Consider the following 21,593-nt stretch of genomic DNA (forward strand, 5'->3'; position numbering starts at 1 on the left):
CGCCGGACCACTGGAGAACGGACCACTGGAGAACCGAATGCAACCCGAAGACCGGACGGCTCCCGCCGCGCCGCGCGGCCGCGTCGTCATGCTCGTCGACAACGACGTCGCGCGCGACTCCCGGGTGCAGAAGGCGGCGACGTCCGCCGCCGACGCGGGGTGGGACGTGCACCTCCTCGGCTGCACCGGCGGCCCGCCGCGGAGCTGGGAGCTGGGCGGCGCGCACGTGCGCCTCGTGCAGCTCCGGCACATGCTGGTGCCGGGGAAGCGGCCCGGCGTGCTGCGGGCGACGCTGCGCCGCCCGCTCGCCTACGGGCACCCGACGGCGGCCGACTACCGGCGCCGGCTCGTCCAGTCCCGGCGGGCCGACCTGGCGGCGAGCCGGCTGGAGCCGGGGGCGGGGCCGCCGCGGAAGGGCTGGCTGCTGGCGCGGCGGGCCGCGGCGAAGGCGCAGGCCCGGTGGGTCGCGGTGCGGGCCCGGCAGACCGACGCGCTCGCGGCGGCCCGCAAGAACCGCGACTCGCCGCTGGAGCGGCTGGCGATCCGGTACTGGCAGGCGCTGCTCGGCGACCGGGCCTGGCGCGTCCTCGACCGCAACCTGTGGGACTGGGACAGCGCGTACAAGAACGTCATCGACGAGCTCGACCCGGACATCATCCACGCGAACGACTTCCGGATGCTCGGCGTCGGGGCGCGGGCGGCGCGGCGGGCCCGCGCGCGGGGGCGGGCGACGAAGCTGGTCTGGGACGCGCACGAGTTCCTGCCCGGCATCCGGCCGTGGGGCACCGGGCCGCGCTGGCTCGCCGCGATGTGCGCGCACGAGCGCGAGTACGCGGGCGACGCCGACGCGGTGCTGACGGTGTCGGAGGCCCTCGCGGACCGGCTCGTCGAGGGGCACGGCCTGCGCGAGCGGCCGACCGTCGTGCTGAACGCCCCGGTCACCGAGGCGGCGCCCGCGGGCGGCGATCCGGTCCCGGACATGCGGGAGCTGTGCGGCGTCGGCCCGGACGTCCCGATCGCCGTCTACAGCGGCAGCGCGTCCGTGCAGCGCGGCCTCGGCATCATGATCGAGACGCTGCCGCGGCTGCCGGGCCTGCACGTCGCGCTGGTCGTCGCGACCGCGCGGTCCGAGTACGTCCGGGGGCTCGCCGCGCGCGCCGCCGAGCTCGGCGTGGACGATCGGGTGCACGTCCTGCCGTACGTACCGTTCGACCAGGTCGTCCCGTTCCTGGCGGCGGCCGACTTCGGCGTCGTCCCGATCCACCACTGGCCGAACCACGAGATCGCACTGATCACGAAGTTCTTCGAGTACTCGCACGCGCGGCTGCCGATCGTCGTCAGCGACGTCCGGGCGATGGGCGACATGGTGAAGAACACCGGGCAGGGCGAGGTGTTCCGCGCCGAGGACCCGGACGACTACGTGCGGGCCGTCGAGGCGGTGCTCGGCGACCCGGGGCGGTACCGGGCCGTGTACGACGAGCGTCCCGACCTGCTCCGCGACTGGACGTGGGAGGCGCAGGCCGGGGTCCTCGACGGCGTCTACACCCGCCTGGCGCCCCGCCCCGCCCGGACGGCTCCGCCGGGCGGGGCGGGCGAGGCGCCCGGCGCGCCGCTGATCGGCGCCCGGGACCGGGCGTGACGGGGCCCGGCGACCGCGACGTCGCGGTGGTCACCCCCTGGTACCCGAACCCCCAGCAGGAGTGGGCCGGGGCGTTCGTCGAGGCGATGGTCGGCGCGACCGCGCCGGGCTGCGGCGACGTCACCGTCTACCACACCGAGGCGTGGCTGATGCGGCAGCCGCCGGAGGAGGTCGAGGCGGCCCGCGCGGCGCACCGGCGCCTGCTGCCGCTCGCGCTGCACCCGCAGCCCGCCGCGGCGGGCGCCCGGCTGCTGCGCGTCCCCGTCCCGACGGTGCCCGGATACACGTTCGCGGACCTCGCCCGCGAGCACGCCGCGTGGCTGCGGGAGGCGCTCGGCGGCGCGCCGATCCCGGCGCCGGTCGTGCACGCGCACGTCGGGCTGCGCGGCGGCTGGACCGCGCTGGAGAACGCCCGCCCGGACGCGCGCGTGTTCGTCACCGAGCACGCGTCCTTCCTCGGCACGGTGCTGGAGCAGCCCGACTCGCGGGAGCTGTACGAGCAGGTCCTCGACCGCTGCGACGGGTTCTTCGTCGTGACGGACGTGCTGCGGGACCGGCTCGCCGCCGCGTTCCCGGCGCTCGCCGGGAAGATCCGGCCGATCGCGAACCCGGTCTCGTTCGCGGCGCCGCGGCGCCGTCCCGTCACCGCGCTGCGCCGCTGGCTGTACGTCGGCACGCTCGTCGAGCGCAAGGGCGTCGGCCCGCTGCTGGAGGCGTTCGCCGCGTGCCGCGCCGAGGACCCCGAGTTGACGCTGACCGTGGCCGGGACGGGCGCGCTGGCGGGGCCCCTCGCGGAGCGCGCCGCCGAACTCGGCGTCGCCGGCGCGGTGTCGTTCCTCGGCGCCGTCCCCCCGGACCGGGCGGCGCGGCTGATGCGCGAGCACGACCTGCTCGTGCACGCGGCCCGCTACGAGACGTTCGGCGTGACGGTCGTCGAGGCGGTCGCGGCGGGCCTGCCGGTGCTCGTCACCCGCTGCGGCGGCCCCGAGCGGACGCTCGCGGGCGTGGCGGACGCGGCCGGGGAGATGATCGACGTCACCGACGACCCGGCGGTGATCGCCGCGGGCTACCGCCGGCTCCGCGACCGCTTCCCGGACGGGCTCGACCTGCCGCGGGCCCGGGCCGTCCTGGACGGCCGCTTCGGGTACCGCACCGTCGCGGAGGCGCACCACCGGCACTGGTTTCCCGGCGCGGAGGACGCGGACGGGGACGCGGAGGAGAGGGAGGTAGCGTGAACGTCCTGTTCGTCGCGCTCGGCGCGACCCGACGGCCCGCCGTCGTCCGGGAGTCGGCGCGGGTCGTCGCGGACGGCGGCGAGGCCGCGGTGCTCGTCGGCGCCGCGTCCGCGTGGGCGCGGGAGCCGCTGCCGGACGGCGTCGACGCCGTCGAGCTGCCCGCGCTCGAACGCCGCTACCGCCCCGCCGCGGTGCGGATCCCGCTGTACCGGCTGCCGCGGCTGCTGGTCCGCGCGTGCCTGCCCGGCCCGCTGCGCGGGCTCGGGAACCGGATCGACGCCGCGTACCGGCGGCGCGTCGCCCGCCCGGTCGACCGGCTGCTGGCCCGCGCCTACCGCCGCGACCCGGCCGCGGTCCGGCGCCGGGTGTTCGAGCGCGAGGTGCTGCGCCGCCGCGCGGTCGACCTCGTCGTCGTCGGCGACCCGCAGTCGCTGGTGACGGCGTCCGAGCTGGCGGACGTCATCGCGGGCGCGGGCGCGCGGCTGGCCTACTCCATCGCCCCCGACCGGCCGCGGGCCGGGTACGCCGGAGGATGACCCCCGCATGACCGAACGCCGCCCCCGGCTGCTCTACCTCGCGTTCTACTTCCCCCCGTCCCGCGCCAGCGGCGTGTACCGGCCCCGCGCGACCGCGAACCGGCTGACCGAACTGGGCTGGGACGTCACGGTGTTCGCTGCGCCGCTGCCGTTCCTGTACGACACGATCGGCTCGGTCGACGACGGGCTGCTGGCCACGATCGACCCGCGCGTCACGATCGTCCGCCCGGACCTGAACCGGTTCGTGTGGCAGACGGACGTGCGCGAGTACAGCCGGTTCCGGGGGGCGTTCCCGCACCTCGCGCAGTCGGTGTACGCGTGGGGGCAGGACCACGTGTTCCCCGAGCGGTACGCGTCGTGGGCGCGCGACAGCGTCCGGAGGGCGCTGCGGCTGCACCTGCGCCGCCGGTTCGACGTCGTCCTCGCGACCGGGAACCCGTTCGCGTCGTTCGGCGCCGCGTGGGCGTTCGGGAAGGCGACCCGGACGCCGTACGTCGTCGACTACCGCGACTCCTGGACGCTCGACCAGTTCACGGAGGAGCCGCGGTTCGGCGACGGCCATCCCGCGTGGCGGTGGGAGCGCCGGATCCTGCGGTCGGCGGCGAACTCGCTGTACGTCAACGACGCGCAGCGCGCGTGGCACGCCGAGCGCTACCCGGAGGCCGCCGGCCGGATGATGACCGTCCTGAACGGGTGGGACGCCGACACGCTCCCGGCGGCGGAGCCGCCGCCCGCCGCGCGGACCGCGCCGGGCGGGCACGCGCCCCGGTTCGCGTTCGTCGGCACGGTGACGAGCGAGCAGCCGATCGAGGCGCTGGCCGAGGGGTTCGCGCGGGCCCGCGAGCACGCCGGGATGGAACGGGCGACCCTCGACCTGTACGGGTACTTCGGGTTCTTCAAGGAGTCCGACGCCGCGCTCCGCCGCCGCTTCGGCGGCGAGCCCGGCGGCGAGGACCTCGCCCCGGGCGTCCGCTACCGCGGCCCCGTCCCGAAGACGGCGCTCGCCGGCGTCTACCGGGACTCCGACGTCCTCGTGTTCCTGAACGGCGGCGGACGGTACGTCACCTCGGGGAAGATCTTCGAGTACATGGCGGCGGGACGGCCGATCGTGTCGGTGCACGCGCCCGGCTCGGCCGCCGGGGAACTGCTGCGGGACTACCCGCTGTGGTTCGACCCCGGCGGGCTCGCCCCGGCGGCCGTCGCCGCGTCGATGGCGGCGGCGGCGAAGGCGGCGGCCGGCCTGGACGCCCGGCAGGTCGCCGAGGCCCGCGCCTACGCGGACCGCTTCGAACGGACCGTGGCCCTCGAACCGCTCGTGCGGCGGCTCGGCGAGCTGGCCCGGAGAGGGGAGGCGCCGGCGTGACCGGAACGCCACGGGTGATCGTCCTGGCGATGGACCCGAACCTGACCATGGACCCGCTGCCGGGCGCGGACCCGCGCGTCCAGTACCGGCGCGTCATCGGGCTCGCCGGCCACTTCGCCGAGGAGGGCGCCGAGGTCCACGTGGTGACCGCCGAACCGGACGGCTGGGACGCCCTGGACGGCCGGGCGCGCCTGCACCGGCTGGACGGCGCCGAGGCGCGGCACCCGCTGCCGCGGCTGGAGCACGCGCTGGTGGTCCGGGTGCCGCGGCTCCTCGCGCGTCCGGTGCGGCGGCTCGGCCGCCCCGGCGCCCGAATGGACCGCGCGCGCAGCACCGCCTCCACCACCGTCCACCGGCGCGCGTTCCTGCCGCTCTACCGGCACGCCCGGCCGCTCGTGCTGGCCCGCGCCGCGCGCCGCGGGTTCCTCCGCGAGGCCGCGGCGGCCCCGGTCGCCCGCGTCATCGTGATGGACCGGACGTCCGTGCCGCTCGCCCGCAGGCTCGCCCGCCTGCACCCGGACGCCGTCGTCACGACCCGGCAGGACCGGAGCCTGCACGCCAAACCGTGACCCGCGTCAGTGCTTCTCGGTGGGCGCTTCTCGGTCAGTGCTTCTCGGTCAGCGCGCCGGACGCCTCCACGTAGACCTCGCCCGTGCTCGGGCACTCCCACGCGCCCGGCTCGTCCGGCCGCTCCGCCAGCCGGACCCCGGCCCGCCCCACCCAGCCGATCCGGCGCGCCGGGACGCCCGCGACGAGCGCGAAGTCGGGGACGTCGCGGGTCACGACCGCGCCCGCCGCGACCATCGCCCACCGCCCGACCCGCACCGGCGCGACGCACACGCTGCGCGCGCCGAGCGACGCGCCCGCGGCGACGTGCACCCCGACGGCCTCCCAGTCCGCGGCGCGCTTCAGCCGGCCGTCCGGGTCCACCGCGCGCGGCGCCCGGTCGTTGGTGAGGACGACCGCGGGCCCGACGAACACGCCGTCCTCCAGCACGGCCGGCTCGTAGACGAGCGCGTGGTTCTGCAGCTTCACGCTGTCGCCGATCCGCACCCCCGCCCCGACGTACGCGCCGCGCCCCACGATGCAGCCCGCGCCGAGCCGGGCGCCCTCGCGGATCTGCGCGAGGTCCCACACGGTCGTCCCGTCCCCGATCTCGGCGGACGGGTCGACCTGGGCGCTCGGCAGGATGCGATGGTTCATGCGGCCAACCTAGGTCCGCGGCCTGAACGGGGCGTGTCCGGTGGATGGCGGTCCGTCGGTCAGGGCCAGGCGGAGTGGAGGCCGGTGCGGAAGAGGGTCGCCATCGGCTCCTCGCCGAGGGCGGCGGCGATGGACTTCTCGCAGTCGCGGCGGGCCTGCGCGAGCCGGGGCGCGGTGCAGCGGGCGCGGCCGCCGTCGGGCGCCCACAGCCGGGTGCTGACGCCGAGCAGGACGGCGGCGCGCTCGTGGGCGCCGTCGAGCTGGTCGGCGATCGCGATGACCTCCAGGTTGAGGGCCATGTTGGACGCGTCGTGGAGCAGCTTGAAGCTCTCGAAGGCGTGCCCGGCGCGGGTCGCGGCGGTGCCGTGGTCGCCGCTGAACAGGGCGACGAGCGCGTCGATGTAGTGGCCGTAGCCGCGGAACCGGTGCTCGCCGCGGCGCTCCCCGTCGCGCCGCAGGTCCTCGGCGACCGCGGACGCGGACGGGTAGTCGTCCAGGAGGACGTGCGCGAACGCGAGGGCGGCGCGCGCCGTCATCCAGGTCGCCTCCTGGAGTGGGTCGTCCCACGGTTCGGCGGCGAGGCGGCGCAGCCGCTCCACGCCCTCGGCCGGACGGCCGCTCATCGCCCGGTCGGCGGCCTCGATGCAGTCGGCGGCGCGGACGGCGGTGGGGTCGGGCGCGGCGGCGCGGCACTCGGCGACGCACCGGTCGACGCCGGCCGTGTCGCCCTGGAAGTTCATGACCGAGCCGAGGGCCCACGCGGCGCGGACCCGCAGCGGGCCGGGCGCGGTGTCGGCGTGCGCGAGGGCCCGGGCGAGGATGTCGCGGCCCGCGTGCTCGAAGGCGCACGACACCCAGACGAACCAGAGGGCGCCGGCGAACTCGAGCGCGAGCGGCCCCGGGTCGGCCAGGCACGTCTCGAGCGCCTTGCGGACCTCCGCGAACTCGCCCGAGAGCCGCCGGTGCCAGTCGACCTGCCCGGCGCGCGTCCACTCCGGGTACGCCTCGCGGGCCATGGCGAGGTAGCGGTCGCGGTGCCGCCGCTGCGTGTCCCGCTCCTCGCCGAGCGCGCCCAGCCAGGACGCGCCGTACTCGCGCAGCGCCGCGGGCAGCCGGTGGCGCCCGTCCGCCCGCCGGATCATGACGGACTTCTCGACGAGCCCGTCGAGGGCGTCCGCGACGTCGGTGAGGGGGCCGCCCGCGCAGACGTCCTCGGCGGCCTCCGGCGTGAACGCCCCGGCGAACACGGCCGCGCGCGCCCACAGCAGCCGTTCGGCGGGCGTGCACAGCTCGTGGCTCCAGCCGATGGCCGTCCACAGGCCGCCGTGCGGGGCGAGGACGGGGGACCGGCCGGGCGCGGCGTCGTCCGGCGGGAGGCCGGGGTCCGCGGCGAGGTCCGCGGCGGACCGCCGGGCGAGCTGGGCCGCCGCGCGTTCGAGGGCGAGCGGCAGCCCGCCGAGGCGGCGGCACAGGGCGGTGACGGCGGCCGCGTTGCCGGGGGTGACGGCGAAGCCCGGGTCGTGCTCGCGGGCCCGTTCGGCGAGCAGCGCGGCGGACGGGCAGCGGGCCACGTCGGCGGCGTCCGCGCCGTCCGGCGGCACGGGGAGCGCCGCCAGGTCGACGACCTCCTCGCCGGGGAGGTGCAGCCGCCGCCGGCCGGTGGCGAGGACGCGGGTGCCGGGGGACGCGGCGATGATCATGGCGGCGAGCGCGGCGCAGCCCTCGACGAGGTGCTCGCAGGTGTCCAGGACGATGAGGCAGCGGCGCCCGGCGAGGTGCTCGCTGATCAGGCGGGTCTCGGGGCGGGCGGACCGGTCGCGGGCGGTCCGGTCGCGGGCGGTCCGGTCGCGGCCGCGCAGTGCGAGCGCGACGGCCCGCGGGACGTGCGCGGGGTCGACGACCTGGGCCAGCGGGACGACCCAGACGCCGTCGGGGAACCGGTCGGCGGCGTCGGCGGCGGCCCGCAGGGCGGCGTGGGACTTGCCGACGCCGGCGGTGCCGGTCACGGTGACGAGCCGGTGGAGGCGGAGCGACCGGTCGATCTCGGCGAGGTCGACGGCGCGGCCGACGAGGCTCGGGAGGCCCGGGGGAAGGTTCCCGGGGCGGCGGTCGGGCGCGATGTCCATGATCCCCCTGTGGCTGCGGAACGTGCCGGAAAGGACACAGATCGTATGGAGTGCGGCCGAGAGTGACGGGCCGATTCCGTAAAGTCATCGAACCGTAACCGTCCGGCGGGTGTGCGCGGGACCGGAACGTCGATTCCGGCATAGGGCCTTACCTGGGATGAACCGGGAGAGGGGAATAAGTTAGCCTGCCCTAACTCGCACGCGCGCGACGTGCGCGTGGACCGTTCCGTTCGAGCGTCGGGAGTGCGCACGTGGCCCCTCAAGCGACCGGCGACGTCCTGCTCGGCGCCCGCGGCCTCACGGTGGGCCACCAGGGCCGCGCCGTGCTCTCCGGCGTCGACCTGACGCTGCGGGCCGGCGCCGTCACCGTGCTCGTCGGCCCCAACGGCTGCGGCAAGTCGACGCTGCTGCGCACCGTCGCCGGACTCCAGGACGCCATCGCGGGGACGGTCGAGGTCGGCGCGGGCACGGAGCGCGCCCCGCTGCGGTCGCTGTCGCGCCGCGACCTGTCGCGGCGGCTCGCGTTCCTCCCGCAGACGCCGCTGGTGCCCGCGGGCGTGACCGTCCGCGAGCTGGTCCGGCACGGCCGGTACGCGCACCGCGGCGCCTTCGCCCGGCACACCGCCGACGACGTCGCCGCGATCGAGTGGGCGCTCGGCGTCGGCGACGCGGCGCCGCTCGCGGACCGCCGCCTGGACGAGCTGTCGGGCGGCGAGCGGCAGCGCGCGTGGCTCGCGACCGTCCTCGCGCAGCGCGCCGGGATCCTGCTGCTCGACGAGCCCACGACGTACCTCGACCTGAAGCACCAGTTCGAGGTGCTGGACGTGGTGCGGCGGCTCGCCCGCGAGCACGGCATCGCGTGCGGCGTCGTCCTGCACGACCTGATGCAGGCCGCCGCGTACGCCGACGAGGTCGTGGTCGTCGCGGACGGCGGCGTCGCCGCGGCCGGGCCGCCCGCCGGCGTCCTGACGCCCGAGACGATCGCGCACGCGTTCGGCATCGAGGTCGACGTCGTCCGCGACCCGGCGAGCGGGCACCTCGCCTGCTTCCCCAAGCGGACCGAGCCGACCGAGCGGGCCGCAACCTGAGCCTTCCCCCGGTAACGACCCTTTCACCTTGAGGAACCCCTGATGAAACGACTTCTGCGCGCCCTCGCGGGCGGCGCCGCCGCGACGGCGCTCGTCCTCGCCGCCGCCGGGTGCGGCGGCTCGGCCGGCGACACCGCGGGCGGCGACGCCCCCGGCGGCGCGGGCGCGATCACCGTCCAGACCGCGCGCGGCCCGGTGGCGCTGGACGCGCCCGCCACCCGCGTCGTGTCGCTGGAGTGGACGTACACCGAGAACCTCCTCGCGCTCGGCATCAACCCGATCGGCAACGCCGACCCCGCCGGATACGCCAAGTGGGTCAGCGCGCCCGAGGCGAAGCTGCCCGAGGGCGTCGCCGACGTCGGCACCCGGCAGGAGCCGAGCCTGGAGAAGATCCGCGCGCTGAAGCCGGACCTGATCGTCTCCGACGAGAGCCGCATCGCCGCGAACCACGACCAGCTCGCCGACATCGCGCCCGTCCTCGCGTTCGACCCGCTCGCCGACCCGGCCCTCGGCACGATGAAGAAGAACTTCACCGAGCTGGCGAAGGCCGTCGGCAAGGAAGGCGAGGCCCCGGCCGTCCTGAAGAAGATCGACACCGCGGCGGCGGACCTCGAGTCGCGGCTGGAGAAGGCCGACAAGGCGGGCCTGGAGTACGCGGTCGCGCAGGCGTTCACCGCGAACGACGCCCCGCAGATCCGGATGCACACCGACAAGGCGCTCGTCGCGCAGGTGCTGAACCTCGCCGGGATGAAGAACACCTGGACCGGCAAGCCCGACGACTGGGGCATGACGACCGTCGGCGTCGAGGGCATCACGAGCGTCCCCGACGACGCGACGTTCCTGTACGTCGCGGCCGACGACGACAACCCGTTCAAGGAGCAGCTCGCCGACAACCCCGTCTGGACGGGCGCCGCGTTCGTCGAGGACGACCGCGCCCTCGCCCTCGACCCGGGCACCTGGTTCTACGGCGGCGTCCTGTCGAGCGTCCACATCCTCACCATGACCGGCAAGGCGCTCGGGGTCTGATGACCGTCCCGACCGGCGGGGCCGGGCTTCCGCCGCGGGCGCGCCCGACCGCCCTCGCGGCGGGCGGCGCGCTCGCGGCGGCGCTGTGCGCGGTGGCCGTCCTGCACCTGACCCTCGGCGCGTCCGGCGTCGGCCTCGGCGACCTGGCCGCGTTCGCGGCCGGCGGCGCCGACGCCGACGCGGAGGCCGTCCTGCTGGGCAGCCGCCTGCCGCGCACCCTCGCCGGTCTCGCCTCCGGCGTCGCCCTCGGCGTCGCCGGGGCCCTCATCCAGGGCTCCACCCGCAACCCGCTCGGCGCCCCCGACACCCTCGGCGTCAACGCGGGCGCCTACCTCGCCGTCGCCCTCGCCGCCTACCTCGGCCTGGAGACCGGCACCCTGCTGTCCGGCGGCGCCGCGTTCCTCGGCGGCCTCGCCGCCGCCGCGACCGTCTACCTGCTCACCGCGCGCGGCGTCCTCACCCCCGGGCGGCTGCTGCTCGCGGGCGCCTGCGTCACCCTCGGCGGCATGGCCGGCGCCGAGTTCCTGCAGCTCGTCGACGAGCCCGCCACCCGCGGCGTCTTCCTGTGGGGCAACGGGACGCTGCTGCAGTCCGGGCTGGACCGCCCGCTGACGATCGGCGCCGTCGTCCTCGCCGCCGCGCTGCTCGCCCCCGCCCTCGCCCGCCCGCTGGACGTCCTCGCGCTCGGCGACGACACCGCCGCGTCCCTCGGCGTCCGGGTGGCCCGCACCCGCGTGCTCGCCTGGCTGCTCGCCGTCCTGCTCGCGGCCGCCGCCGTCACCCTCACCGGCCCGATCGGCTACGTCGGCCTGATGGCCCCGGTCGCCGTCCGCCGCCTCGGCGTCCGCCGCCACCTCGCGCTGCTCCCGCTCGCCGGGCTCGGCGGCGCGCTGCTCGTCCTCGCCGGGGACGCCGCCGCCCGCGTCGCCCTCCCGCCGTCCGCCGGGTTCGGCGAACTGCCCGTCGGGGTCGTGACCGCGCTGATCGGCGGGCCCGTGTTCGTCCTGCTCGCCCGCCGCACCCAGACCGGGGACGCCGACGCGGGCGCGGCCGTCGCGGTCACCGCGCCGCCGGGCGGCCCCCGCTACGCGGCCGTCCTCGCGGGCGGGCTGCTCGCCCTCGCCGCCGCGGCGCTGGTCGGCCTGCGGATCGGCGACGTGGACGTCTCGTGGGGCCAGGTCGCCGCGTCCCTCACCGGCTCCGGCACCGACGAGACCGACGCCGTCGTGTTCTACCGGCTGCCCCGCATCCTGGTCGCCGCGCTGGCCGGGGCCGTCCTCGCGGTCGCGGGCGCGGCCGTCCAGTCGGTGGTGCGCAACCCGCTCGCCGAACCCGGGTTCCTCGGCGTCACCGCGGGCTCGTCCGCGGGCGCCGTCGCGCTGATCACCGTGCTGCCGGGCGCGCCCGCCGCGCTGATCCCGGTGTTCGCGGCGGCCGGTGGCGTCCTCGCGCTCGCCGTCGTCGTCGCGCTCGCCCGCGACCGGCACGGCCTCGACCCGACCCGCGTCGTCCTCGTCGGCCTCGGCGCCGCCGTCACGCTGAGCGCGGTGACGAACCTGATGGTCGTCGCCGAGCAGATGAACGTGTCGGCGGCGCTCACCTGGATGGCGGGCAGCACCTACGCCCGGGACGCGTCGACGCTCGGCTGGCTCGCCGTGCCCGCGCTCGCGGCCGTCCTGTTCGCGCTGTCGGCGCGCCCGGTGGACATGCTCGCGCTCGGCGACGACCTGCCGCGCGCGCTCGGGCTGAACCTCGGCCGGGCCCGGCTGCTGGCGCTGCTCGCGGGCGCGGTGCTGGCGTCGGGCGCCGCGGCCGCCGTCGGGAACGTCGGGTTCGTCGCGCTCGTCGCGCCGCACCTGGCCCGCCGCCTCGCGGGCGGCGCCACCGCCCGCCTCGTCCCGGTCGCCGCGGTCCTCGGCGCCGTCCTCGTCGTCGCCGCCGACGCGCTCGGCCGCACCCTACTCGCCCCTGTCGAGATCCCGGTCGGCATCATGACCGCCGTCCTCGGCACCCCGTACCTGATCTGGCTGATGCGCCGCACCGCCCCCTGACCGGCGGCCGGAACGGAGCGCAGCGGAGTGGAGGCCGCCGGTCAGGGGCTGCTCTTGCCGGGGGGTGTGGGGGGTCGCCCCCCACAATGACGCGCTTACCGGTGGCCGGAACGAGACGCGGCGGAGTGGAGGCCGCCGGGCAGGGGGCCGCTCTTGCCGGGGATTTTGCTCCTTCGCGGATGTCATCACCGGCCGCGGGGGCATGTCCCGACCGACGCGAGGAGGGACGATGGCCGACACCGTGGTCGTGGTGGGGGCGGGGATCGCCGGGCTGGCCTGCGCCGTCCGGCTCCGCGAGAACGGGGTGCCGGTGCGGGTGCTGGAGGCGTCGGACGGCGTCGGCGGACGCATGCGCACCGACGTCGTCGAGGGGTTCCGGCTCGACCGGGGCTTCCAGGTGTTCAACACCGCGTACCCCGAGGTGCGGCGCCTGCTCGACCTGCGGTCGCTGCACCTGCGGCCGTTCGCGTCCGGGGTGGTCGTCTACGACGCGGGACGCCGGGAGCGGGTCATGCTCCCGTGGCGGCACCCCTCGTACACGCTCGGCACCCTCTTCGCGGGCATCGGGTCGCCGCGCGACAAGGCCGCGCTGGTGGCGATGACGGCCCGCGACATGGCCGCGCCGCCGTCCCGGATCCGCACCGGCGCCGAGCGCACGACGCTGGACGAGCTGCGCCGCCGGGGCATCTCGGACACGATGATCGACCGGCTGCTGCGCCCGTTCCTGGCCGCCGTCCTCCTCGAACGCGACCTGGAGACCTCCAGCCGCTACTTCCACATGCTCTGGCGGTCGTTCGCGAGCGGCACCATCGGCGTGCCCGCGCTCGGCATGGGGCGGGTCCCGGCGCTGCTCGCCGACCGGCTGCCCGAGGGGACGGTCGAACTGGAGAGGCCCGTCCGGGATATCACCGACGACGGCGTCCGGACGGCGTCCGGCGAGACGATCGCGGCGCGCGCGGTCGTGGTCGCGGCGGACCCGACGGCGGCCGCGGCGCTCGTCCCCGGCGTCGAGGCGCCCGCGATGCGGTCCGTCACGACCTTCTACCACACGGCCACGTCGTCGCCGATGCGCGAACCGGTGCAGATCATCGACGCGCAGGGGGTCGTCGCGGACACGATCGTCCTCACCGACGCCGCCCCCGAGTACTCGCCGGACGGGCGCGCGCTCATCTCCACGTCCGTCCTCGGCGTGCACGGCGACGCGGACGAGCCGCGGGTGCGGGACCGCCTCGCGGAGATCTACGGGCACACCAACGGGTGGCGGCACCTCGCGACGTACGCGGTGCCGGAGGCGCTGCCCGCGATGCCGCCGCCCCTGCGGTTCCGGCAGCCGGTGCGGCTCGGCCCCGGGCGGTACGTGTGCGGCGACCACCGCGACACCGGCTCCATCCAGGGCGCCCTGGTCTCCGGGCGCCGCGCCGCGCAGGCCGTCCTGGACGACCTGCGCGCCCTCGACGCCCGCCGCCGGATCGCCGCGGTGCCGGAGTCACAGCCGTGACGCGGCGGGCATCGCCTGCCCGCGCGGCTCGAACGCCCGGATCATCCCGTCCTGGGTGAAGGACGCGAGGAGCCGCCCGTCCCCGGTGACGATCTGGCCGCGCACGTGGCTCATGCCCGCGCCCGCGTACACGCTCTCGTGGTGGTACCGGACCCAGCCGTCCCACCGGACGGGCTCGTGGAAGTGCACGGCGATGCCCATGACCGCCGTCGACACCGTGTCGTGCGCCTGCGCCGTCCCGATGCCGGGGTGCGCCCGCATGGTCGTCGAGATGGCGAGGTGGCCGGTGAAGTGCGCGAGCAGCGCGCGCCGCAGGTCGTCCCGCTCGGGGACGGCCTCGTAGCGCACCCACGCGTCGATGACCGGGGGGCCGACCTCGTCGGGGTCGCCGTAGTCCCGGACGTCCTCGATGCGGATCTCGCGGCCCCGCATCGGCATGTCGACGGGGTGCGCCGCGCCGGGGCCCGCGGGCGCCGGGCCCGTCCACGCGTCGTGCCGGACGACGTCGGGTCCCGGGCGGTCGAGGAGGACGGTGCAGGTCGCGCACGTCCGGCCGCCCTGCCCGACCGCGATCGTCGCGCTCGCGAACGAGCGGCCCTCCCGGACGGGCGCGACCGCGAACTCCAGCGGCTGCGCGGGGTCGGCGACCGCGACGAACAGCGCGTGCGCCGAACGCACGGTCCGTCCGGGGAACGTCTTCGACGCGGCGACGACGCACTGGGCGAGGAGCTGGCTGCCGTCGGCGACCCGGCGGCCGCCGCCGTCGCTGCCCCCGGTGAACGCGGACCGCCCGGCGCCGGCCGGGGCCACGTCGAACACGTCGAGCATCCGGGCGAGGGACGAACCGGTCACGGCCGCACCCCCGTGAAGACGCCCGCGCCGAGCGTCACGCCGACGGCGTCGAGGTCGAACGCGACGTGCCCGGCGAGCCGCGCCACCTGCGGGAAGGGCTCCGGGTAGGCCCACGCGATCCCGGGGCCGCCGCCGCCGGACGCCCGCCAGTGCACGGCCTCGCCCTTGAACGGGCAGACGGTGCGGCGGCCGGTCGGCTCCAGCCGCGCGAAGTCGACGGCCTCCTCGGGGAAGTAGACCGCGAGCCCGTGGTCCTGCTCGTCCACGAACAGGCACGCGCGGCTGCGGGCGAGGAGCGTCCCGCCCAGCCGCGCCGTCACGAGGTTCGTGCGGGCGAGCAGTTCGACGCGGTAGTCCGGGCGTTCGTGGTACATCGACCGTGCGGCTGCCAAGGCTGCGACCTCCCTCGGGCGGACGCCTCCATCCTCGCAGCGGGCACCCCCGAGTGGAAGGGGCATTCTCCAATTCGAGATTACCGTTGCCGAGGTTGCGCGCCGCGGACCGGGTAGGCCGGTGACATGGGCGAACGCAAGGGGGAACCCTCGATCGGGGACGAGGTCGAGTGGAGCAGCCACGGGTCCACGGCCGAGGGAAAAGTCGAGAAGAAGGTCACCGACCGGCGGAAGGAGGCCGGACGCACGGTCGCCGCGTCACCCGACGAACCCCAGTACGTCGTGCGCAGCGAGAAGAGCGGCAAGAAGGCCGTCCACAAGCCGTCCGCGCTGAAGCGGAAGAAGAAGTGAGCGGCGACGGCGCGGGCGTCGAGGCCGAGTTCGGCGAGGTCGTCAACATGACCCCGAAGGAGCTCGAACGCTGGCTCGACTCCGACGAGTCCCGCTCCGTCGGGCAGAAGGACGGCGGCGGCGAGTCGACCGGCCACGCGTCGGGCCGCAGGATCATCGAACTGCTCCGCGCCAGGTCGTCCGACCTGACCGACGACGACCGGGCGCACATGAACAAGGTCGTGGGCTACGTCCACCGCCACCTCGCGCAGCGCCCGTCCGGCGACATCGAGCACACCAAGTGGCGCTACTCGCTGATGAACTGGGGCCACGACCCCCTCAAGTAGCGAACGCGCCCGCGGACGCCGCGAGGACGGCCGTCCGCGCCGCCTGGCCGGGCAGGTCCGGGTCGGGCGGCGTGCCGAGCAGGACCAGGTGGTGGTAGAGCGGCGCGGTCGCCGCGATGAGCAGCCGCCGCGCGTCCACGCCCGGCGCCAGCTCGCCCCGCGCCACGGCCCGCTCCACCACGACCTCGCAGCGGGCGTACCGGTCCTCCCACAGCCGCCGCTGGGCTTCGGCGGCCTGCTCGGAGCGGAACGACGCCGCGATCAGCGCCGCCATGACCGGCGGCCGCGCGGCCATGCCGTCCTGGATCTCGCGGTTCAGCCCCGTCAGATCGCCCTCCAGCGAACCGGTGTCCGGGGGCCGCCAGTCGTCGTCGCCCGCCGCGTCCAGCACGTCCGCCAGCAGCCCCCCGACGTCCTTCCAGCGCCGGTACACCGTCGCGCGGTGCACGCCCGCCCGCGCGGCGACGCCGTCCATGGTGAGCCCGTCGAAGCCGTGCTCGCCCAGTTCCGCCCGCACGGCGTCGAGCACCTGCGCGCGCACGCGCGCGGTCCGGCCGCCGGGGCGCCGGGCCCGTCGATCTTCCGGTTGCGCCGGGGTGGTCGTCATGGCACCATCTTAAAGTAACAGTTGTCGCATTAGTGGAGTCGCCGATGCTCATCCGGAGCGTTCACCCGGTCCCGCGGTCCCCGGCCGCCCGCCCCTCGAATGCTTCGGAGTGCCCGCATGCCCACGCAGATCACCGCGCTCGCCGCGTCCAAGTCGTACAACGGCCGGGTCGTCCTCGACTCGGTGACGTGCTCGCTCACCGCGGGCGAGCGCACCGGGATCGTCGGTGAGAACGGTTCCGGCAAGACCACCCTCCTCCGCCTGCTCGCGGGCCGCGAGCACCCCGACGCGGGCGAGGTCGTCGTCCAGGCGGACGGCGGCGTCGGCTACCTCCCGCAGGACGAGCGGCTCCCGCCGGACGCGACCGTCCAGCAGGTCATCGACCGCGCCCTGAGCGACCTCCGCGCCATCGAGGAGCGGATGCGCCGCCTCGAGAAGGCGATGGCCGGCGGCGACGAGACCGCCATGGCCGAGTACGGCGAGCTGCTGACCGTGTTCGAGCTGCGCGGCGGCTACGACGCCGACGCCCGCGTCGAACGCGCCATGCACGGCCTCGGCCTCGGCCTCGTCGACCGCGCCCGCACCGTCGGCGGCCTGTCCGGCGGCGAGCAGGTCCGGCTCCGACTCGCGGCCGTCCTCGCCGCCGCGCCCGAGGTGCTCCTGCTGGACGAGCCGACCAACCACCTCGACGACGCCGCCGTGGCCTGGCTGGAGGACCACCTGCGCACCCGCGCGGGCACCACCGTCGCCGTCTCCCACGACCGCGCGTTCCTCGAACGCGTCGCCACGACCCTGCTGGAGGTCGACGCCGACCGGCGCACCGTCGTCCGGTACGGCAACGGCTACGCGGGGTACCTCGCCGAGAAGAAGGCGGCCCGCGAACGCTGGGTCCAGGCCCACGACCGGTGGCGGGCCGACGTGGAGCACCACCGCGAGTCCGCCGCGACCACCGCCCGCCGGGTGGCGCCCGGCCGCGCGATGAAGGACGGCAACAAGATGGCCTACGACCGGGCGGCCGGACGGGTGCAGCAGTCGCTCGCGAGCCGGGTGCGGAACGCGGAGGAGCGGCTGCGGCGGCTCCTCGCCGACCCGGTCCCGCCGCCGCCCGAACCGCTCCGCTTCACCCCGGTGCTCCGCGCCCGCCGCCTGGAAGGGAACGTCCTCGACGCCGCCGGCGTCGCCGTCGCGGACCGCCTGCGCCCCACCGACCTCGCCGTCCCCGCGGGCTCGCGGCTGCTGGTCACCGGGCCGAACGGCGCGGGCAAGAGCACCCTCCTGCGCGTCCTCGCGGGCGACGCCGCCCCCGACCGCGGCACCGTCGCCCGCCGCGGCCGCGTCGGGTACCTCCCGCAGGAGCCCCGGCCGGGCGCGCCCGGCGAGACGCTCCTCGCCGCCTTCGCCCGCGGCCGGACCGGCGACCCCGCCGAGCACGCCGACCGCCTCCAGGCCCTCGGCCTGTTCGACCCCGCCCAGTTCACGACCCCCGTCGGCCGCCTCTCCACCGGTCAGCGCCAGCGGCTCGCCCTCGCGCGGCTGCTCACCGAACCCTGGGACGCCCTCCTGCTGGACGAGCCCACGAACCACCTGTCGCCCGCCCTCGTCGAGGACCTCGAAACGGCCCTCGCCGGGTACGGCGGCGCCCTCGTCGTCGTCAGCCACGACCGCCGCCTGCGCCGCCGCTGGCAGGGCGCCCACCTCGCCCTCTGACCCCGAAGGAACCCCGATGCCCGCTCCCGCCGACCCGACCGTCCTGCACCCGATGCCCGGCCAGCCCCGGCTCGTCCAGCTGAAACCCCTCGTCACCTCACCGCTCATCGAGGTGGGGGAGTACTCGTACTACGACGACCCGGACGATCCGACGGCCTTCGAGACCCGCAACGTCCTGTACCACTACGGCCCCGAGAAGCTGGTCATCGGGAAGTTCTGCGCGCTCGGCGAAGGCGTCCGGTTCATCATGAACGGCGCGAACCACCGCATGGACGGCCCGTCCACCTTCCCCTTCCCGATCATGGGCGGGGCGTGGGCGGAGCACTTCGACCTCATCACCGACCTGCCCGGCCGCGGCGACACCGTCCTCGGCCACGACGTGTGGCTCGGCTACCGCACGACGGTGATGCCCGGCGTCCGCATCGGCCACGGCGCCGTCGTCGCGTCGGGCTCCGTCGTCGTCGACGACGTCCCCGACTACGGCGTCGTCGGCGGCAACCCGGCCCGCCTCATCCGCCGCCGCCACGGCGACGCCGACGTCGAGCGCCTCCTCGCCGTCGCGTGGTGGGACTGGCCCGTCGAGCACATCACCGCCCACGTCCGCACCATCATGTCCGGCACCGTCGACGAACTGGAGCAAGCCGCCCCCTGAACGGCGTCAGCCGCGCCGCCCCGCCTTTACCGAGACTCGACCATGACGGATCCCAATGCCGGTAGCCCGGCGCGCGGACGGGTTGTGAGGATCGAAGCGCGAGTCGATTCCGGCATCCTCGACAGGGGGCACTCTGTGACATCGCAGCTCAATCCGTACATCAGCTTCGACGGCGACGCCCGGGAGGCGATGGCGTTCTACCGGTCCGTCTTCGGCGGCGAACTGGTGATGCACACCTTCGGCGAGTTCGGCGACCCGGACGCGCCCGGGGCCGACAAGATCATGCACGCCTTGCTGCGCTCCGAGCGCGGCTACGCGATCATGGGCGCCGACAGCCCGCCCGGCATGCCGTACAACCCCGGCGACAACATCACGATCAGTCTGAGCGGCGACGACGCCGACACGCTGCGCGGCTACTGGGCGAAGCTCTCCGAGAGCGGCACCGTGGTCGTCCCGCTGGAGATGCAGATGTGGGGCGACGAGTACGGCCAGTGCACCGACCGCTTCGGCATCGGCTGGATGGTCAACATCAGCGGCTCGGCCGCCTGACGGCGGCTACGCGCGCCGCACGGGCGTCCCGGCGTCGAGCGACTCCAGGTACCCGGCGACCTTCGGCGACCTGCGGCTCTCCGCTGGGACGGCGTCGGCGACCTTGCGGGCGAGGCTGTTCACCAGGGTGGTCCGGTGCTCGACCGGCTGGGCCTCGTAGACCGCCTGCGCGAGCCGGACCCCTTCGGTGACGTCCCCCGCACGGACATGCCCGGACGCATTCAGCAGCGAGAGCTGGGAGCGCGTGCGCGGATCGTCGGCGGGCAGGATCGCCAGCGCCTTGTCGACCGACTTGTCCACCAGCTCGCGATCACCCGCGTAAGCGTGCACCCAAGCCGCGGTGTAGTGCACGCGGTCCTCGGCCCAGTCGTTGACGGAACTCGGGTCCGCGGTCGAGGTGTTGGTTCTCTGAGTGATTTCCTCGCAGGACCGCAGAGCCGCCGCTGCTTCGGCGTCGCGCCCCTGCAACGCGTATACCTGCGCGCGGACCGAGTGGAGACCCGCCAGGCCGGGGCAGGGAGTGCCCGAGGACCGAGAGATCGCCTCGTCCGCCTTGCGCAGGAGCACTCCGGCGGGACGGTCTTCATATATTTCGCGGATGAGGCGGTTCTGGGTCACCCAAATGCTGAGGTGGATGTCGCCGGAGGCATCGGCCGCGTGGTGCGCGGTGGTCCACCACTGGCGTGCCAGACGAGGCTCGCCCAAATTGCACAGGGTCTTCGCCATGAGAAGGGACAAGGCGCTCGTCACTCGGCTCCAATCTTTCGAAAGCCGATCATCGGTGCGCCGCGCGGTGATCTGCTGAACGGCCACAAGATCGACCGCGAGGTCACGCATGAGTTGCTGAGGGGGAAGGAGAGTGTAGCTGTATCCGTACTCGGCGACCGTCTCTTCCCATTCGTCCAGTTGGCTTTCCTCACTGCGGCCCAGTGCGCGATCGACGCCGCCGTGAATGTGCTGGAGGGCTTCCATTGCCGGGGTCGTGGTGATGCCGAGGGCCGCCAGGGCCTGCAGAAGTCGACGTCGTTCCATGTCGTCGTCCTCCTCGTTCGGGACGCCGGGGTGTGGACTCGCCCGCTCCACGCTACGCCGCTCGCGGGTGCATGTCCGTGCCGCGGGCGCGAGGGCGGCGAGTTCGCCGTCGGCTTCGAGCGCCTCATCGAGCAACCGGGCGAGATCGGGCGACGGCGCGCGGAATCCGCTGCGGATCTTTGACAGGTGCCCCGCGTCGAAATGCACGGCGGCGGCGAGCCCGCGCAGTGACAGCTCGCGTTCGATCATGAGAACCCGCATCTTGCTGCCGAATTCCGTCATAACCGGCCCTATCTGTCGATAGTGGGTGTTGCCTGTTGCCTGGAATCGCAGGCAGCAGGCAACACCTTCCACGGTAATCGGGATTGCCTTTTCATGGCAGTGAAAACGAAAGCGGCCCCGGCCTGGTGCGGGAACACCAGGGAGCCCGGGGCCTTGGCCGGAAGGCGGTCCGACCCGTGGCGAATAGTACGGTCCCGCACGACCCGCTCGCAGCACTTGGCGCGTACTTGGGCGCCCGGCGGCTGGAGGTGGAGCTGACGGCGCGCGGGCTGCGCGTCCGGAACCCGGACGGGCGCGGCTGCTGCGACGAGGCGCCCGTCCCGTCCGTCCTGATCACGTGCCGCCCCCGGCCGGACGACTCGGGGCGCCTCTGGTACTGGACGTCCTGGAACGAGCCGATCGCCGAGGCCGAGCGTGTCGTGGACGCGACCGTGCTCGTCCTCGGGCGGCTGGCCGGGCGCGAGGAGGGCGCGCAGTGAGCGCGCCGTGGACGCCCGAGCGGGTGGCGGCCGAGGTGGCGCGGCGGTTCCCGGGGACGACGGCGTGGCTCGGACGCCACACGGGGAGCTGGTGGGCGGTCGCCCGCGACCGGGCGGGGCGCCACCGGCTGGTCGAGGCCGCCACACCTGCCGACCTCGTCCGGCGCCTGGACGAACTGGGCGTGCGGCGCGCCGGATCCGTGCAGGAGCCGAGACCGCCGAGCCGTCCGCCGTCCCGCCCGCCGACGCGGCCCGCGCCGCCGCCGAGGCGCCGCCCGGCCCGCGCCCGCCGCGGACGGCTGCGGTCCACCCTCGGCGCACTCGCCACCCCCTGACGCGGGCGGCGCCCGACCGGTGCTGGGTGGCGCGGCGGGTGCCGCGCGGCCGCTGCGCGCCGCCGGTGCGGCCGGACGACCCGGCTGGACGACCCGGCCGGCGCCGTCTGACCGTCGGGGTCACTCGGCGGTGTGGGCGAGGATGGCGGCGGCGCGGGGTTTGTGGGTCTCGGGCGGGAGGGGGTGGGCGAGGCCGGGCGGGGGGGGCAGGCGGGCGGCCCGGGCGCGGTCGGGGGTCGCGGCGCCCTTGGCCGGGCTGGCCGG

At 75.8% G+C, this 21,593-nt stretch carries 22 protein-coding genes; 16 read left to right on the forward strand and 6 right to left on the reverse strand.

Going from position 1 to position 21,593, the window contains the following annotated elements:
• Positions 1 to 37: 37 nt before the first annotated feature.
• From DMH08_RS16390 to DMH08_RS16410, 5 genes are read left to right on the forward strand one after another with little or no spacing between them, the layout of a single operon-like run.
• Entirely contained in the window at positions 38 to 1,639 is a 1,602-nt protein-coding gene (locus DMH08_RS16390; RefSeq protein ID WP_199747826.1) for a glycosyltransferase family 4 protein, read from the forward strand.
• Positions 1,636 to 2,874, forward strand: a complete 1,239-nt coding sequence (locus DMH08_RS16395) for a glycosyltransferase (RefSeq protein ID WP_199747827.1) — start codon at positions 1,636 to 1,638, stop codon at positions 2,872 to 2,874. The genes DMH08_RS16390 and DMH08_RS16395 overlap by 4 nt, the downstream gene beginning before the upstream one ends.
• Positions 2,871 to 3,410 (forward strand): hypothetical protein, encoded by a 540-nt coding sequence (locus DMH08_RS16400; protein ID WP_051301021.1) that lies wholly within the window; start codon positions 2,871 to 2,873, stop codon positions 3,408 to 3,410. Before DMH08_RS16395 ends, DMH08_RS16400 begins: the two co-directional genes overlap by 4 nt.
• A 7-nt stretch (positions 3,411 to 3,417) precedes the next feature.
• Complete coding sequence (locus tag DMH08_RS16405) at positions 3,418 to 4,773, forward strand: glycosyltransferase (protein WP_199747828.1); 1,356 nt, start codon at positions 3,418 to 3,420, stop codon at positions 4,771 to 4,773.
• Positions 4,770 to 5,342 (forward strand): hypothetical protein, encoded by a 573-nt coding sequence (locus DMH08_RS16410; RefSeq protein ID WP_125615387.1) that lies wholly within the window; start codon positions 4,770 to 4,772, stop codon positions 5,340 to 5,342. Before DMH08_RS16405 ends, DMH08_RS16410 begins: the two co-directional genes overlap by 4 nt.
• A 34-nt stretch (positions 5,343 to 5,376) precedes the next feature.
• On the opposite strand, the gene DMH08_RS16415 is transcribed toward DMH08_RS16410, so the two are convergent.
• Together DMH08_RS16415 and DMH08_RS16420 are read right to left on the reverse strand one after the other, a co-directional pair.
• A complete protein-coding gene (locus tag DMH08_RS16415; protein ID WP_125615390.1) occupies positions 5,377 to 5,976 on the reverse strand; it encodes an acyltransferase in 600 nt (199 codons plus the stop codon).
• 59 nt (positions 5,977 to 6,035) lie between these two features.
• Complete coding sequence (locus DMH08_RS16420) at positions 6,036 to 8,102, reverse strand: ATP-binding protein (protein WP_125615393.1); 2,067 nt, start codon at positions 8,100 to 8,102, stop codon at positions 6,036 to 6,038.
• A 251-nt stretch (positions 8,103 to 8,353) separates the two neighbouring features.
• Here DMH08_RS16420 and DMH08_RS16425 point away from each other — a divergent pair, with 251 nt between their 5' ends.
• From DMH08_RS16425 to DMH08_RS16440, 4 genes are all read left to right on the forward strand, one after another.
• On the forward strand, positions 8,354 to 9,190 hold the full coding sequence (locus DMH08_RS16425; protein WP_125615396.1) for an ABC transporter ATP-binding protein: 837 nt from the start codon (positions 8,354 to 8,356) through the stop codon (positions 9,188 to 9,190).
• A 42-nt stretch (positions 9,191 to 9,232) separates the two neighbouring features.
• On the forward strand, positions 9,233 to 10,216 hold the full coding sequence (locus DMH08_RS16430) for an ABC transporter substrate-binding protein (protein ID WP_125615400.1): 984 nt from the start codon (positions 9,233 to 9,235) through the stop codon (positions 10,214 to 10,216).
• Complete coding sequence (locus DMH08_RS16435; protein ID WP_026403715.1) at positions 10,216 to 12,267, forward strand: iron ABC transporter permease; 2,052 nt, start codon at positions 10,216 to 10,218, stop codon at positions 12,265 to 12,267. Before DMH08_RS16430 ends, DMH08_RS16435 begins: the two co-directional genes overlap by 1 nt.
• A 229-nt stretch (positions 12,268 to 12,496) precedes the next feature.
• A complete protein-coding gene (locus tag DMH08_RS16440; RefSeq protein WP_125615425.1) occupies positions 12,497 to 13,765 on the forward strand; it encodes an NAD(P)/FAD-dependent oxidoreductase in 1,269 nt (422 codons plus the stop codon).
• Here the strand turns inward: DMH08_RS16440 and DMH08_RS16445 are convergent.
• Together DMH08_RS16445 and DMH08_RS16450 are read right to left on the reverse strand one after the other, a co-directional pair.
• The gene (locus DMH08_RS16445; protein ID WP_199747829.1) at positions 13,754 to 14,617 is read right to left on the reverse strand and encodes an acyl-CoA thioesterase; all 864 of its coding nucleotides are present in this window, start codon (positions 14,615 to 14,617) and stop codon (positions 13,754 to 13,756) included. The two genes, DMH08_RS16440 and DMH08_RS16445, sit on opposite strands and share 12 nt — an antisense overlap.
• Positions 14,614 to 15,009 (reverse strand): DUF427 domain-containing protein, encoded by a 396-nt coding sequence (locus DMH08_RS16450; RefSeq protein WP_158642326.1) that lies wholly within the window; start codon positions 15,007 to 15,009, stop codon positions 14,614 to 14,616. Before DMH08_RS16450 ends, DMH08_RS16445 begins: the two co-directional genes overlap by 4 nt.
• Positions 15,010 to 15,135: 126 nt before the next feature.
• Between DMH08_RS16450 and DMH08_RS16455 the strand changes: the two genes are divergently transcribed.
• A complete protein-coding gene (locus DMH08_RS16455; RefSeq protein WP_125615431.1) occupies positions 15,136 to 15,360 on the forward strand; it encodes a DUF2945 domain-containing protein in 225 nt (74 codons plus the stop codon).
• The gene (locus DMH08_RS16460) at positions 15,357 to 15,686 is read left to right on the forward strand and encodes a DUF3140 domain-containing protein (RefSeq protein ID WP_125615434.1); all 330 of its coding nucleotides are present in this window, start codon (positions 15,357 to 15,359) and stop codon (positions 15,684 to 15,686) included. Before DMH08_RS16455 ends, DMH08_RS16460 begins: the two co-directional genes overlap by 4 nt.
• On the opposite strand, the gene DMH08_RS16465 is transcribed toward DMH08_RS16460, so the two are convergent.
• Complete coding sequence (locus DMH08_RS16465) at positions 15,679 to 16,293, reverse strand: TetR/AcrR family transcriptional regulator (RefSeq protein ID WP_125615437.1); 615 nt, start codon at positions 16,291 to 16,293, stop codon at positions 15,679 to 15,681. The genes DMH08_RS16460 and DMH08_RS16465 overlap by 8 nt on opposite strands.
• A gap of 117 nt (positions 16,294 to 16,410) precedes the next feature.
• Between DMH08_RS16465 and abc-f the strand changes: the two genes are divergently transcribed.
• From abc-f to DMH08_RS16480, 3 genes are all read left to right on the forward strand, one after another.
• On the forward strand, positions 16,411 to 18,000 hold the full coding sequence (gene abc-f / locus DMH08_RS16470; RefSeq protein WP_199747830.1) for a ribosomal protection-like ABC-F family protein: 1,590 nt from the start codon (positions 16,411 to 16,413) through the stop codon (positions 17,998 to 18,000).
• 16 nt (positions 18,001 to 18,016) lie between these two features.
• Entirely contained in the window at positions 18,017 to 18,652 is a 636-nt protein-coding gene (locus DMH08_RS16475) for a CatB-related O-acetyltransferase (RefSeq protein ID WP_125615443.1), read from the forward strand.
• 135 nt (positions 18,653 to 18,787) lie between these two features.
• Positions 18,788 to 19,201 carry a VOC family protein gene (locus DMH08_RS16480; RefSeq protein WP_125615446.1) on the forward strand — a complete coding sequence of 138 codons (414 nt, stop codon included), beginning with the start codon at positions 18,788 to 18,790 and terminating at the stop codon, positions 19,199 to 19,201.
• A 6-nt stretch (positions 19,202 to 19,207) separates the two neighbouring features.
• Here DMH08_RS16480 and DMH08_RS16485 read toward each other — a convergent pair whose 3' ends face one another.
• Positions 19,208 to 20,515: a helix-turn-helix domain-containing protein gene (locus DMH08_RS16485; protein WP_125615449.1), complete on the reverse strand. Its 1,308-nt coding sequence runs from the start codon at positions 20,513 to 20,515 to the stop codon at positions 19,208 to 19,210.
• 176 nt (positions 20,516 to 20,691) lie between these two features.
• On the opposite strand from DMH08_RS16485, the gene DMH08_RS16490 reads away from it, so the two are divergent.
• Positions 20,692 to 20,994: a hypothetical protein gene (locus tag DMH08_RS16490; protein ID WP_125615451.1), complete on the forward strand. Its 303-nt coding sequence runs from the start codon at positions 20,692 to 20,694 to the stop codon at positions 20,992 to 20,994.
• Positions 20,991 to 21,329 (forward strand): hypothetical protein, encoded by a 339-nt coding sequence (locus DMH08_RS16495; protein ID WP_125615454.1) that lies wholly within the window; start codon positions 20,991 to 20,993, stop codon positions 21,327 to 21,329. Before DMH08_RS16490 ends, DMH08_RS16495 begins: the two co-directional genes overlap by 4 nt.
• Positions 21,330 to 21,593: the final 264 nt, after the last annotated feature.

It is taken from the genome of Actinomadura sp. WAC 06369 (assembly GCF_003947565.1).
GTDB lineage: Bacteria > Actinomycetota > Actinomycetes > Streptosporangiales > Streptosporangiaceae > Spirillospora > Spirillospora rifamycini.